This is a genomic window from Bradyrhizobium sp. JR4.1, from assembly GCF_040548605.1.
GTDB classification, from domain to species: Bacteria; Pseudomonadota; Alphaproteobacteria; order Rhizobiales; family Xanthobacteraceae; genus Bradyrhizobium; species Bradyrhizobium canariense.
The window spans coordinates 156,273-169,537 of sequence record NZ_JBEPRY010000001.1 but is presented as its reverse complement, the minus strand read 5'-3'; the positions used below and the strand labels follow the sequence as shown (position 1 = coordinate 169,537).

At 59.7% G+C, this 13,265-nt stretch carries 12 protein-coding genes and 1 pseudogene; all 13 read left to right on the top strand.

What is annotated here, in order from left to right:
* Window positions 1-80: 80 nt before the first annotated feature.
* The 13 genes and pseudogenes from ABIB90_RS00855 to ABIB90_RS00795 all read left to right on the top strand — a co-directional run bounded on the left by ABIB90_RS00855 (window position 81) and on the right by ABIB90_RS00795 (window position 13,248).
* Entirely contained in the window at window positions 81-1,157 is a 1,077-nt protein-coding gene (locus ABIB90_RS00855) for an ABC transporter substrate-binding protein (protein ID WP_007597457.1), read from the top strand.
* A gap of 278 nt (window positions 1,158-1,435) precedes the next feature.
* The gene (locus tag ABIB90_RS00850) at window positions 1,436-2,743 is read left to right on the top strand and encodes an MFS transporter (RefSeq protein ID WP_354200368.1); all 1,308 of its coding nucleotides are present in this window, start codon (window positions 1,436-1,438) and stop codon (window positions 2,741-2,743) included.
* Window positions 2,744-2,820: 77 nt separating this feature from the next.
* On the top strand, window positions 2,821-3,618 hold the full coding sequence (locus ABIB90_RS00845; RefSeq protein ID WP_354199958.1) for a substrate-binding domain-containing protein: 798 nt from the start codon (window positions 2,821-2,823) through the stop codon (window positions 3,616-3,618).
* A 54-nt stretch (window positions 3,619-3,672) separates the two neighbouring features.
* A complete protein-coding gene (locus ABIB90_RS00840; RefSeq protein ID WP_007597450.1) occupies window positions 3,673-3,933 on the top strand; it encodes a hypothetical protein in 261 nt (86 codons plus the stop codon).
* A gap of 24 nt (window positions 3,934-3,957) precedes the next feature.
* The gene (locus tag ABIB90_RS00835; protein WP_354199957.1) at window positions 3,958-5,277 is read left to right on the top strand and encodes an MFS transporter; all 1,320 of its coding nucleotides are present in this window, start codon (window positions 3,958-3,960) and stop codon (window positions 5,275-5,277) included.
* Window positions 5,278-5,335: 58 nt separating this feature from the next.
* Entirely contained in the window at window positions 5,336-6,373 is a 1,038-nt protein-coding gene (locus ABIB90_RS00830; protein WP_007597446.1) for an isocitrate/isopropylmalate dehydrogenase family protein, read from the top strand.
* A 3-nt stretch (window positions 6,374-6,376) separates the two neighbouring features.
* Complete coding sequence (locus ABIB90_RS00825; RefSeq protein WP_007597444.1) at window positions 6,377-7,699, top strand: MFS family transporter; 1,323 nt, start codon at window positions 6,377-6,379, stop codon at window positions 7,697-7,699.
* Window positions 7,700-7,773: 74 nt separating this feature from the next.
* A complete protein-coding gene (locus tag ABIB90_RS00820) occupies window positions 7,774-9,432 on the top strand; it encodes an acetolactate synthase large subunit (protein WP_354199956.1) in 1,659 nt (552 codons plus the stop codon).
* Window positions 9,433-9,504: 72 nt separating this feature from the next.
* A complete protein-coding gene (locus tag ABIB90_RS00815; RefSeq protein WP_007597440.1) occupies window positions 9,505-9,873 on the top strand; it encodes a phasin family protein in 369 nt (122 codons plus the stop codon).
* Between the two features lie 149 nt (window positions 9,874-10,022).
* Window positions 10,023-10,919: pseudogene (locus tag ABIB90_RS00810) on the top strand (AMP-binding enzyme); the annotation flags it as partial.
* Window positions 10,916-11,443 (top strand): inorganic diphosphatase, encoded by a 528-nt coding sequence (ppa, locus tag ABIB90_RS00805; RefSeq protein ID WP_354169193.1) that lies wholly within the window; start codon window positions 10,916-10,918, stop codon window positions 11,441-11,443. The pseudogene ABIB90_RS00810 and the gene ppa, both read left to right, overlap by 4 nt.
* 21 nt (window positions 11,444-11,464) lie before the next feature.
* On the top strand, window positions 11,465-12,079 hold the full coding sequence (locus tag ABIB90_RS00800; protein ID WP_354199955.1) for an adenylate kinase: 615 nt from the start codon (window positions 11,465-11,467) through the stop codon (window positions 12,077-12,079).
* Entirely contained in the window at window positions 12,076-13,248 is a 1,173-nt protein-coding gene (locus ABIB90_RS00795; protein WP_354199954.1) for an iron-containing alcohol dehydrogenase, read from the top strand. The genes ABIB90_RS00800 and ABIB90_RS00795 overlap by 4 nt, the downstream gene beginning before the upstream one ends.
* Window positions 13,249-13,265 lie beyond the last annotated feature (17 nt).

Sequence of the window (13,265 nt, the reverse complement as noted above, 5' to 3'; positions counted from 1 at the left end):
TTGTGCGCCGCTGTAGAAGTGGCTGCAGTCCTGAACAAACTAAAGTCCGCAAAGCGGCTCATGGACGAGGAAGCGTCACGATGGGGGCTGCCAAAGCCTTGGCCTTGTGCGTTGGAATCTTGCTGGCGTGGCCTGCCATGTCGGAGCAGGCGCAGCTCGGCCCTCTCAAGGGGCAAGCATCAGTTCCCGCCGCAACTCGAGAGCAACTCAACATCGTATCGACGACCCAAGACGCGGACGTCGCCGACTTGCTTGCCGATTTCCGGGCAGGTCATCCGGACATCGAGATCGTCCATACAAAGATCAACTCGAACGAAATCTACAATCAAGTCGTGGATCCCTCGACCTCCAGCGCAGCACCCGGAGATATTGTCTGGAGCTCCGCGATGGATCTACAGATCAAGCTCGTCAATGACGGCTATGCCCAACCCTATGTCTCGAAGGAAATTGCGCATATCCCGGATTGGGCAATCTGGAAAGACGAAGCCTATGCCATCACGGCGGAGCCGATTGTCATTGTTTATAACAAGAACCTCGTCGCGGAGGGCGATGTTCCTCGAACCCGCGCGGATCTGAAGAGCCTTCTGAGCCGGAAGCCCGATACCTATCGGGGCAAGATCGCAACCTATGACCCGGAGCAGAGTGGGACCGGTTTCCTGTTCATCACGCGCGATGCCGGAATCACCAGGACAACGTGGGATTTGGTCCGTGCCTTTGGCGGCGCCGGTATCAAGCTTTACTCGACCACCGGAACGGTGCTTGATCGAATTTCATCCGGCGAACATCTGATCGCCTACAATATGATAGGGTCTTACGCGATCGAACGGGCCAAGGAAGATGCCTCTATCGGAATCGTGTTTCCTGCCGACTACATCACCTTGATGTCGCGAATAGCCTTCATACCTGTCACTGCGCCGCACCCGGAATCCGCGAAACTGTTTCTTGATTACTTGCTTTCGGAGCGCGGCCAGAAATTTCTCCTGGCCCGGTCGGTTGGTCCTGTGCGCCTCGGTCTCGGCGCACAAGGCGTGATACCTGCGGATCGCAGCGGCGCGGTCAAGCCGATCCATATTGGTGCAGAATTGCTCACCTATCTCGATCAGTCGAAACGAGCGAGCTTTCTCAAAGAGTGGCGCCGCGCATTGCAGGATCGATAGAGATCCAGGGATTTGGATTTCAAACGGAATAACATCCGAGAGAAATCCCCATATCTGCCGGCTCGCCAAGCGCGCCGTCTTCACCTCCGGCTTCGACCAAATTTCCTGCAGGGTGCATCAGCGACAGGTTGATGACAGGCAGCTGATATACGGTGAGGCAGCCTAGCTTGAACGATAGCGCCTCGCGTATCGGTCAATCCGGCCGCGATCAAGTTTGCAACACCTGCCTGACAGGTGAACAAGACGAAGAATCACAAACGATAAAAAGGGAGGACGGCATGACGGCTACCACCGGACAGTCGAAGCTTGGCATGGTGCTCCGCGTCACCAGTGGCAACTTTCTTGAGATGTTCGATTTCTTTCTGTCGGGCGTCTACGCATCGTACATCGCCAAGGCATTCTTCCCGCTTGAAAATGAATACGCGTCACTGCTGCTGACGTTTGTCGCGTTTGGCGCAGGCTTTCTGATGCGTCCACTCGGCGCCATCATCCTCGGCGCCTACGTGGATCGGATCGGGCGGCGCCAAGGCCTGATCGTTACATTATCCATCATGGCTGCCGGAACGGTGCTCATCGCGTTCGTGCCAAGTTACGCAACCATTGGCATATTGGCCCCGATCCTCGTCTTGATTGGGCGCCTGCTGCAGGGCTTCTCGGCTGGCGTCGAGCTTGGTGGTGTTTCCGTCTATCTCTCGGAAATGGCCACACCGGGAAAGAAGGGTTTTTACGCCAGCTGGCAATCGGCTAGTCAACAGGTCGCGATCATCGTCTCGGCCTCGCTGGGGTTTGCTCTGAATGCATGGCTTGCACCGGCGCAACTTAACGATTGGGGCTGGCGCATTCCGTTCTTCATCGGCTGCCTGATCGTTCCTTTCGTGTTCTTCATTCGACGCTCGCTGCAGGAAACCGATGAATTCCTGGCGCGGAAGCATCATCCGACACCCCGCGAGATCTATCGCTCCATCCTCGCAAACTGGAGCGTTGTTCTTGCCGGGATGATGATGGTGATCATGACCACGGTGTCGTTCTACCTCATTACCGTCTACACGCCGACATTCGGCAAATCGGTCCTCAAACTCACCGCGGCCGACGGCCTGATCGTGACGATTTGCGTGGGAATATCGAATTTCATCTGGCTTCCCATCATGGGCTCGTTGTCCGATCGGATTGGTCGTCGGCCGATCCTCATCGCCTTTTCGACTTTGGCATTTCTGACTGCATATCCCGCGCTTTCCTGGTTGGCCGCAGGCCCGACGTTCCCGAAGATGCTGACGGTCCTGCTTTGGTTGTCGTTCATCTACGCCAGCTACAACGGCGCGATGATCGTCGCATTGACCGAAGTCATGCCGGTAGGCGTACGAACGTCGGGATTCTCCCTCGCATATAGTCTGGCAACGACGTTCGGAGGGTTTACGGCAGCGATCTGCACCTGGCTGATCGCTGCCACTGGTGACAATGCATCGCCGGGATATTGGATGAGCGCGGCAGCGCTCTGTGGTCTGGCCGGGACGTACCTCGTTTACAGGCCGCAGGAACGACGCGCGCTATCCGGCGCTAGTTCGGTTGAGACGGCGATAGGGACGTGACCACCAAAGTGCTCGATGATTTCGACCGTCAACGAGCAAGCACAGTCCCCGAATAATAGCATCGAAGGAAATTGCCGATGAGCGTGACGATCGTCGTGCGCAGGCTAGTTGCGCTGAGCTTGCTGATTGTTTTGACGGCCGCGGCGGGAATCGCCGGGGCGTCCGAGGTCAGGGTCATGCTCTCGGGAGGCTTGGCGACGCCTTACAAGGAGCTCGTACCGCAATTTGAACGCGCGACGGGAAACACGGTCGTCACGGCCTATGGCCCTTCGATGGGTACGACGGAGAACGCTATCCCAGTGCGACTGGCACGTGGGGAGGCAGCGGACGTGCTCATCATGGTCGGCGACGCGCTGGGCGAGATGATCAAGCAGGGCAGGGCGGTCAGAACCAGCCGCGTCGACCTGGTGCGCTCGCCGATCGGGATCGCGGTACGCGCCGGGACGCCAAAGCCTGATATCAGTACGTCCGACGCATTGAAACAGGCACTGTTGAACGCGAAGTCGGTTGCATACTCCGATAGCGCCAGCGGCGTCTATGTCGGCAACGAGCTGTTCAAGCGTCTCGGGATTGCGGCCGAGATGAAGGACAAGGCCAAGATGATTCCGGCCGAGCCGGTCGCCAGTGTTGTTGCACGCGGTGACGCCGAACTCGGCTTTCAACAGATCAGCGAACTCCTGCCGATCGCTGGAGCCGACCTTGTCGGGCCGCTCCCGTCAGACGTCCAGAAAATTACGATCTTTTCTGCAGGCATAACCTCCAGCGCCGATCAGCCAGAAGCCGGACGGGCTCTCATTGCCTTCCTCGCTTCAGCTGCAGCCGCTCCGACTCTGAAAAAAGCGGGTCTCGATCCCCTTGCCGCATCGGAGAAATAGACCGGCTTCAGATCTGCGGGACGCGCACGATTGCAGCGAAGGGGGGACTTGATCATGAAGCAGTATCTCAACAGCTTCGGCGCACGCCAGACACTTGTCGTCGGTGCAAAGACCTGCGCCTACTATTCGCTTGCCGCAGCGGAAAAAGAATGGCCTTCCCAGCATCTCCAGAAGCTCGCGATCGAGATCCGCGAGTCCGATGGTGCGAATAAGGCCATCATTCCCTTGACCTGCCGCATCGATACGCTCGACGAGCTCGAATATTTCCGCAACGGCGGAATTCTTCAATACGTCCTGCGCCAACTGGCTGCCTGACCGTCAACCCGAAACGAGGACGCCATGCCAATGAATTCCGCGCCGCTACCGAGGATCGAAGCGGAAACCATGCGCCGCATTACATGGCGCCTGCTTCCGTTTTTCATGGTTTGCTATTTCATTTCGTACGTCGACCGCGTCAATGCCGGGTTTGCGGCCCTGCAAATGAACAAGGATCTGGGCCTGACGCAGGCTGCTTTCGGGGCGGGCGGGGCGCTGTTCTATATCGCCTACATTATTTTCGAGGTCCCCAGTAATCTGGCGATGCAGAAAGTTGGCGCGCGGATCTGGATCGCGCGCATTATGATCACATGGGGGATGGTCGGTATTCTCTCCGCTTTTGCGGTAGGGCCGGTTACTTTTTATCTGAGCCGGTTTTTGTTGGGTGCAGCGGAGGCCGGGTTCTTTCCTGGTGTGATCCTGTATCTGACCTTCTGGTTTCCGGCGGCTTATCGCGCACGGATCGTTGCGGTTTTCATGGTGGCCATACCGCTATCGAGCTTTCTGGGATCGCCGATATCCGGCGCCTTGCTGGCGATGGATGGCTTGCTGGGTCTGCGTGGTTGGCAGTGGCTTTTCATCGTTGAAGCCATCCCAGCCGTCCTGCTCGGCCTGGTCTCGTTCTTCGGGCTTCCGAACAAACCCGCTGATGCAAAGTGGCTCGAGCCGGAGGCGCGCAATTGGCTCGACGCGCGCCTGCAGTCCGAGCGATCGATGGCGAAGCAGGGCGGCCACATGTCGCTGTGGCAAATCCTGACTAACAAATATGTGCTCATCCTCGGTTTGATCTATGCGGGGAGCTCGGCCACGAGCAACGCGTTGTCGCTGTGGCAGCCTCAGATCGTGAAATCGTTCGGGATGTCCGACATGGAGACCGGATTCCTGAATGCCATCCCGTTTGGCATTGCCTCCGTCGCGATGATCTTTTGGGGAAGATATTCGGACAGGTCGAACGCCCATGCTCAAAACACCGCAATACCGCTTGCGTTATGCGCAACCGCGCTGCTTGCGACCATGCTCACGAGTTCATTACCCGTGACGCTCGCTATTCTGAGCGTAGTCTTGATCGGCAATTATTCGATCAAGGGACCATTCTGGGCCTTGGCGACGGGGACACTTTCTCCGGCTACGGCTGCGGCCGGAATTGCCGGCATTAATACCCTGTCGCACATCGGTACTTCGGGCGCGGTGTGGCTGCTCGGTATCATCAAGGAGGCGACGGGTAGCTTCCCCATGGCCTTGATTCCGCTGGCTCTGCTTCAAATCGCGGGAATCGTCGCGGTGCTTTGGATCAACAAGCAGGAAATGCTCCCCGCCACTTCCGCCGCAAGCCCCGTACATTGAGCGCAGGCAACATGTCTGACATCCACAAATCCCCGCGGCTCTCCACCAGGATATAAAAATGTCTGCTCAATCCAAAACGAAGCGGCCCGCCACGCTCATTCCAGGCGATGGTATCGGCCCCGAGATCGTGAAATCGGCCGTAGACATTCTCGAAGCGCTCGGCTCTCCATTCGAATGGGACATCCAGCAGGGGGGCCTGGCCGCGATCGAGGCAAGCCGTGATCCGCTGCCGCAGGCGACGCTGGACAGCATCCGACGCACGCGGCTCGCCCTGAAGGGCCCGCTGACGACGCCGGTGGGGGGAGGATTCCGCTCGATCAATGTTCGTCTGCGCGAAGAATTCGGCCTTTACGCCAATTTGCGGCCGGTTCGAAGCATGGTTCCCGGAGGACGATTCGACGACATCGATATCGTGCTGGTGCGAGAGAACCTCGGCGGCCTCTATGTCGCTTTCGAACACTACATCCCGATCGGGGACGATCCGCACGCGGTCGCCATTTCGACCGGGGTCAACACCCGCGAAGGATCGCGCAAGATCATCGAATTCGCATTCGACTACGCGCTCAAGAACGGTCGCAAGAAGGTGACCGTCGTGCACAAGGCCAACGTGCTGAAGGCGCTGACCGGCATCTTTCTCGAGGTCGGGCACGAGGTTGCAAAGAAGTACGAGGGCAGGGTCAAAATGGACGATCGCATCGTCGATGCCACGGCGATGCAGCTCGTCATGAATCCCTGGCAGTTCGACGTCATCGTCACCACCAATTTGTTCGGCGACATCCTGTCCGATCAGCTCGCCGGCCTGGTCGGCGGTCTCGGGATGGCTCCCGGTGCCAACATTGGGCCGGATGCGGCGATCTTCGAGGCCGTGCACGGCTCGGCGCCGGATATCGCCGGCAAGGGAATCGCCAATCCGCTGGCTTTACTGCTGGCGGTCGGGCTGATGCTGGAGCACATTGATCAGCCTGATCTTGCAAACCGTCTTAGAGCGGCAATTGATCAGGTCCTGCGCAAGGACGGCGTTCGCACGCCCGATCTGGGCGGCAAGGCGTCCACTGGCGACTTCACGCAAAGCATCATCCGTCGATTGGGAGGGTAAGCAATGACCGCTATTGTTGCATCGCACGCGGCAATCCCCGCTGATAGCACGGCGCAAAAGCTCTCGCGTATCAAAGCGATCGTGGCAGCCTCATCGGGAAATCTTGTCGAGTGGTACGACTTTTATGCTTACGCATTTACCTCGATCTATTTCGCCGCCGCGTTCTTCCCGTCGGGCGACCAGACCAGCCAGTTGCTGGCGACGGCCGGCATTTTCGCCGTAGGGTTCTTCATGCGGCCGCTCGGTGGCTGGCTGTTCGGTTGGATCGCCGACGCGCATGGCCGCAAGAATTCGATGGTGCTGTCGGTGCTCCTGATGTGCGCCGGATCGCTGATGATCGGGATGCTACCCACGTACCAAACAATCGGCGCCGCAGCGCCGGCTTTGCTGCTGTTTGCGCGCATGGCGCAGGGCCTGTCGGTCGGCGGCGAGTATGGAACGGCGGCAACTTATATGAGCGAGATTGCCGGCAAGGGCAACCGCGGGTTCTATTCGTCCTTCCAGTATGTCACGCTCATCGGCGGGCAACTTCTCGCGCTCCTCGTGGTGGTGGTTCTGCAACAGACATTGTCCCTCGACGAGCTGAAGGAATGGGGCTGGCGAGTTCCGTTCCTGTTCGGAGCCGTCGCAGCGGTTGTGGCGTTGTATCTCCGCCGCTCGTTGCAGGAGACGGCGTCGGCCGAGACCATGCATCGCAAGGAGGCTGGTTCTCTCTCCGGTCTCTTGCGTCACAAGCGCGCGCTCCTGATCGTTCTCGCATTTACCATCGGCGGGTCGCTCTTCTTCTATACGTTCACGACCTACATGCAGAAGTTCCTTGTCAACAGCGTGAAGCTCGATGCCAAGGTGGTCAGCTCGATCATGACCGTGGCGCTGATCGCTTTCATGCTGCTGCAACCGGTGTTCGGGGCGCTCTCGGACCGGATTGGTCGCCGCAACAACATGCTTCTGTTCAGCGGATGCGCGACGCTCGCCGCGGTGCCGCTGTTGATGATGTTGTCCGGCACGACCAACGTCTATGCCGTTTTCGGCCTGATCATGGTCGGCCTCATGATTGCATGTTTCTACACCTCGATCAGCGGCGTCGTGAAGGCCGAGCTGTTTCCGCCCGAGGTGCGCGCGCTTGGGGTCGGGCTTCCTTACGCCATTGCAAATGCGATGTTCGGCGGAACCGCCGAATATGTTGCGTTGTCACTGAAATCGTCCGGATACGAAACGGTATTCTTCTGGTACGTCGCGGCGATGGCTTTCGTCGCCTTCATTGCCTCGCTCTGGATGCCAGATACGAGGACGCGAGGCTATCTCGAAGGCGATGGCCGGATCTGAATCGAACACCACGGGCTTCGTCCATGCGTGGGACGGTGTCTGCTGAGAAGTGAATTGAAAAAGGAGACGCGCTAATGCCGAAGGGGTCAGATCTATTGGTTGCCGCACTCGAGAACGAGGGCGTCGACCGAATTTTCGGCGTTCCCGGTGAAGAGAATCTCGATGTCGTGGAAAGCTTGCGCAACTCGTCGATCAAGCTGATCCTGACGCGCCACGAGCAGGGCGCGGCCTTCATGGCCGCGACTTATGGACGGCTGACCGGCAAGCCCGGCGTGTGCATCACCACGCTAGGCCCGGGCGCATTGAACCTGACGACTGGCGCCGCCTACGCGCTGCTCGGCGCCATGCCCATGATCATGCTCACGGGCCAGAAGGGCATCATGAGCAGCCGGCAGGCTAAATTCCAGATCGTCGACGTGGTTAGCGCTTTCAAGCCGTTGACCAAGCTGTCGCTCCAGATCGTCAGCACAAGCGGCATTCCGACAATTGTCCGCGATGCCTTCCGAATCGCCATGGAAGAGCGTCCGGGTCCGGTTCTGCTGGAACTGCCCGAGGACATCGCGGGCGAGGAAGCCGAGGACGTCGCGATGGTGGCGCCGCATCCGATTGAGATCCCGGTCGCCCATCGTGCCTCGCTGGACCGCGCCGCCGACATGATCCTCAAGGCCAAGCGGCCCTTGATCATGCTCGGCGCCGCCGCGTCCCGGCCGCGCAGCACGGCTGGCATCGGCGGATTCGTCCGCCGCACAAAAATTCCGTTCTTCACCACACAAATGGGCAAAGGAACGGTACCCGGCGGCAGCAATCTCTACATGGGAACGGCGGCGCTCAGCGAGCGCGATTACGTGCACGAGGCGGTCGACCGGGCCGACCTGATTATTGCCATCGGTCACGACACCATCGAGAAGCCGCCATTCATCATGGGCCCGAAAGGTCCTCAAGTCATCCACGTCAGCTACACGCCAGCCAACGTGGAGCGGGTCTACTTTCCGCAGTGCGAGGTGGTCGGCGATGTCGGGCCGAGCCTGGAGTTGCTGGCGGACCGTCTCGAGGGGCGACTGCATCATGCCGGCGCGCTGTTAAGCCTTCGCGAAAGTATTTTGGCCCGGATCGGCGATCGCGCCACCGAGGAGCGCTGGCCGCCGACGCCGCAACGCATCGTGCACGATGTGCGAAAGGTCATTCCCGAAGACGGCGTCGTCGCGCTTGATAACGGGATGTACAAGATCTGGTTTGCCCGCAACTATCGCACCTATGTGGCGAACACGCTGCTGCTGGATAACGCGCTGGCGACAATGGGCGCCGGGCTGCCATCCGCCATGATGGCGGCGATGCTGCATCCGGAACGTCGCGTGCTCGCGGTCTGCGGCGACGGCGGTTTCATGATGAATTCGCAGGAGATGGAAACCGCGGTTCGCCTTAAATTGAATCTCGTCGTGCTGATCTTGGAAGATTCGGCCTATGGCATGATCCGCTGGAAACAGGCGGTCGATAGTTTCCCGGATTTTGGCCTCACGTTCGGCAATCCGGATTTCGTCAAATATGCCGAGAGCTACGGCGCGAAAGGCTCGCGGGTCGAAAGCACGGATTCACTGATTCCGACACTCGAGAACGCGTTCAAGGGTGGCGGTGTGCACCTCGTCGTGGTGCCTATCGACTACAGCGAAAATACGCGCGTGCTGGTGGATGAACTTCGCGAGAAGCTGAAACAGGTCGTTGAGCCGACGGTGTGAGCCGTCGGCAAGGGTCATTGATTGGCTGAGCTGAAATTGGCGTGATCGCAAACGCCGGCAATGGAGAGTGCAATGAGTGAGCAGATCAACGAGCAGGCCGAGAAGATGCGGGAAATGGCGCAGACCACGCTCGATAAGGCGAAAGAGGCTGTGTCGAAATACATAACCGAATCCCAGAAATTGAGAGAGAAGGCCGATTCCAGCGTTCGCTCAACCTATTCGGCTGCGAAGGAGATGAACGAAAGGGCCGTCGCGTTCGCCGAGGAAAATGTGGCTTCGGGTTTCGAGCTTGCGCAACGGCTGTTGCATGCCAAGGACCCGCAGGAAATGAGTGCGGTTTACCAAAGCCATCTCAAGGAGCAGATGGACAAAATGAACGCGCAGTTTCGCGAGCTTGCAAGTGCGATGAGCCCGCCGTCGACCGTTGACCTGAATAAGTAGGACCGCTCGCCTCAAAGCGACGATCGTATCGCTTGATAACAGGATGGTGCCTGCACGCGGTCGGAGTGCGGACGGTGCATCATTCGCTCAAGACAATCGCATCATGATGCGTCGGGAAGGGCTGCAAAGTGGGCGTAGACAAGTCGGATACCGCGCCGACCGCCATCCGTTCGTTGATGGGTGCGGGCGAAGGGCCGGTTAAACAGACCAGCCGTGCATCGCTGCGGTTGCTCGGCTCGGTCGGCGAACCGATCAATCCGGAGGCCTGGGATTGGTATCACCGCGTCGTCGGCGATGGACGTTGTCCGATCGTCGATACCTGGTGGCAGACCAAGACCGCTGGCATTCTGATCTCGCCGCTTTCCGGCGCGACCGCTTTGAAGCCAGGTTCGGCAACCCTGCCGTTCTTCGGGGTGATGCCGGAAGTTGTAGACGCAAATGGCGCCGTGCTGACCGGCGCGTGCGAAGGCAATCTCGTCATTGCCGATTCCTGGCCGGGCCAGATGCGCACGGTCTACGGCGATCACGAGCGCTTCATGCAAACCTATTTTGCGACCTATCCGGGCAAGTATTTCACGGGCGATGGCTGCCGGCGCGACGCCGACGGCTACTACTGGATCACCGGCCGCGTCGACGACGTGATCAACGTCTCCGGCCACCGCATGGGGACCGCCGAAGTCGAAAGCGCGCTGGTGGCACATCAGAAGGTTTCCGAAGCCGCTGTCGTCGGCTTTCCGCACGACATCAAGGGGCAGGGCATCTACGCTTACGTCACCTTGATGTCCGATGCGGAGCCATCCGGGGAATTGCGCAAGGAGCTGGTGGCCTGGGTCCGCAAGGAGATCGGACCAATCGCCGCACCCGATGTCATTCAGTTTGCGCCGGGCCTGCCCAAGACCCGCTCTGGAAAGATCATGCGTCGGATTTTGCGCAAGATCGCCGAGAACGAAGTTGGCGCGCTCGGCGACACCTCGACCCTAGCCGATCCCGCCGTGGTCGATGATCTCATCAAGAACCGCCATAGCCAAAAGACGGGGCCGAAATGAATATCGAGGCGATCTCGATCGGCGACAATCCTCCTGAAGACGTCAATGTCATCATCGAGGTCCCAATCGGCGGTGAACCGATCAAATACGAAATGAACAAGGCTGCGGGCGCGCTGTTCGTCGATCGCTTCCTGTATACGCCAATGCGCTATCCCGGAAATTATGGCTTCGTGCCGCACACGCTTTCGGATGATGGGGATCCGATCGACGTGCTCGTGGCCAATTCGCGGCCGATCGCTCCTGGTGCCGTGATCAATGTCCGGCCGATCGGCGTACTCAAAATGGACGACGAGGGCGGCGGCGACGAGAAGATCATCGCCGTGCCGATGCCAAAACTGACAATGCGCTACGCCCACGTCAACGGGATCGCCGACATGCCGCAGATCGCGATCGAGCAGATCCAGCACTTCTTTGAACACTACAAGGATCTGGAGCCGGGGAAGTGGGTCAAGGTGATCGGCTGGGGGGACAGTGCCGAAGCGCGCCGACTGATCGTCGAGGCAATCGCCCGGGCAAAGAGCTAAAACCGAGATATGGGCAAGGATATGAGACTGGTTCTGTTGGGGCCGCCAGGCGCAGGCAAGGGCACGCAGGCGACGAGGATCGTGACTCGATTTGCGATTCCGCAATTGTCGACCGGTGACATGCTGCGCCAGGCGGTCGCGGTAGGCACGGCTGCGGGATTGCGCGTCAAGCACATCATGGATCGCGGTGAACTTGTGCCCGACGATGTCGTGGTGTCCGTGATCGCCAACCGTATCGATCATTCCGACGCGGCAAACGGCTTTATCCTTGACGGCTTCCCGCGCACGGTCGCCCAGGCCGAAGCGCTCGATCGGGAACTGGCCAGTCGGGACATTAAGCTCGATGCGGTACTCGAGCTCAAGGTCGATGAAGATGCACTGCTCGACCGCATCAAGGGGCGCGCCGACGAGGCGGCAAGCCGAGGCGCGCCGGTGCGCCGCGACGATAATCCGGAGGTCTTCAAGACCCGGCTCGACGTTTATCGCGAGCAAACCGCGCCGGTCACGGAATACTACCGGTCGCAGGGACTGCTCAACATCGTCGACGGCTTGCAGCCGATTGACGCCGTGACCGAACAGCTCGCCGCGGCGCTTGCGGCAGTAACGTCCGATCAGATCAGGAGTGATGTCAGATGAAAGCCTTTACGTTCCAGGCACCGCCCAACATCCTGTTCGAGGCAGGCGCATCGAAGAAGTTGGCGGAGTTGGTCGCGGGATACGCGGCAAAACGTGTCCTGCTGGTGACCGACAAGGGTGTACGCAATGCAGGCCTGACGAAAAATGCCGAGGCTGGCCTGGTTGCCGGCGGCTGCGAACTGACCATATTCGAAGACGTGGAGGCGGATCCGCCGTCCCATATCATCGAGCGGGCGGTCGCACTTTGCCGTGACAAGGACATCGAGCTGGTTGCCTCGATCGGCGGCGGCAGCGCGCTCGATACCGCGAAGCTGGTGGCTTATCTGGCCAAGACGCCTGATCGCCTGGAGGATATCTACGGCGTCGGCCTTGCCAAGGGCGAACGCCTTCCGCTGTTGCTGGTGCCGACAACGGCCGGAACGGGCTCGGAGGTGACCCCGATCGCGATCGTCACCACGCCGACGACCGAGAAAAAGGGCGTTGTTGCACCCCGCCTGCTCCCCGACTGGGCCATCCTCGATCCGGAATTGACGCTCGGCCTGCCCGCGCATGTCACCGCTGCAACCGGCATCGACGCCATGGTGCACGCAATCGAAGCCTATACCAGCAAGCACCGGAAGAATCCGATGTCGGACCAGTTGGCACGGCAGGCTCTCGCCCTGCTGTCGGCGAACGTCCGCACGGTCTGCACGGACGGATCCAATCTGGAGGCGCGGTCGCAAATGCTGCTGGGTTCGATGCTGGCAGGCATGGCCTTCGCCAATTCCCCGGTCGCCGCCGTGCACGCGCTGGCCTATCCGATCGGCGCGCTGTTCCACGTGCCGCATGGCTTATCGAATGCCTTGGTGCTGACCCAGGTGCTGCGGTTCAATTTGCCGGAGGCAGAAGGGCTCTATGCCGAACTGGCGCCGATCGTCGATCCCAAGTCGGAAGGAATGAGTGTCAGCCAGCGCGCACGTCTGTTCGTCGATGCGATCGCGGCGATCTGCCGGGATTGCAACGTGCCGGCCTCGCTGGCCGACGTCGGCATCGCGAGGGGCGACCTGAAGAAGCTCGCCGAGGACGCGATGAAGCAGACGCGGCTTCTGGTCAACAATCCCAGGGAATTGAGCTTCGACGATGCGCTTGCGATCTACACCGAGGCGTTCGGCAACCGCGCGGCAGCCTGAACGGGCACAAAGAGTGA

What these genes read in the sequence shown, in the direction of transcription:
- ABIB90_RS00855 (WP_007597457.1), top strand. Translation starts at nt 81, where the DNA reads ATGGGGGCTGCCAAAGCCTTGGCCTTGTGCGTTGGAATCTTGCTGGCG.
- ABIB90_RS00850 (WP_354200368.1), top strand. Translation starts at nt 1,436, where the DNA reads ATGACGGCTACCACCGGACAGTCGAAGCTTGGCATGGTGCTCCGCGTC.
- ABIB90_RS00845 (WP_354199958.1), top strand. Translation starts at nt 2,821, where the DNA reads ATGAGCGTGACGATCGTCGTGCGCAGGCTAGTTGCGCTGAGCTTGCTG.
- ABIB90_RS00840 (WP_007597450.1), top strand. Translation starts at nt 3,673, where the DNA reads ATGAAGCAGTATCTCAACAGCTTCGGCGCACGCCAGACACTTGTCGTC.
- ABIB90_RS00835 (WP_354199957.1), top strand. Translation starts at nt 3,958, where the DNA reads ATGCCAATGAATTCCGCGCCGCTACCGAGGATCGAAGCGGAAACCATG.
- ABIB90_RS00830 (WP_007597446.1), top strand. Translation starts at nt 5,336, where the DNA reads ATGTCTGCTCAATCCAAAACGAAGCGGCCCGCCACGCTCATTCCAGGC.
- ABIB90_RS00825 (WP_007597444.1), top strand. Translation starts at nt 6,377, where the DNA reads ATGACCGCTATTGTTGCATCGCACGCGGCAATCCCCGCTGATAGCACG.
- ABIB90_RS00820 (WP_354199956.1), top strand. Translation starts at nt 7,774, where the DNA reads ATGCCGAAGGGGTCAGATCTATTGGTTGCCGCACTCGAGAACGAGGGC.
- ABIB90_RS00815 (WP_007597440.1), top strand. Translation starts at nt 9,505, where the DNA reads ATGAGTGAGCAGATCAACGAGCAGGCCGAGAAGATGCGGGAAATGGCG.
- ppa (WP_354169193.1), top strand. Translation starts at nt 10,916, where the DNA reads ATGAATATCGAGGCGATCTCGATCGGCGACAATCCTCCTGAAGACGTC.
- ABIB90_RS00800 (WP_354199955.1), top strand. Translation starts at nt 11,465, where the DNA reads ATGAGACTGGTTCTGTTGGGGCCGCCAGGCGCAGGCAAGGGCACGCAG.
- ABIB90_RS00795 (WP_354199954.1), top strand. Translation starts at nt 12,076, where the DNA reads ATGAAAGCCTTTACGTTCCAGGCACCGCCCAACATCCTGTTCGAGGCA.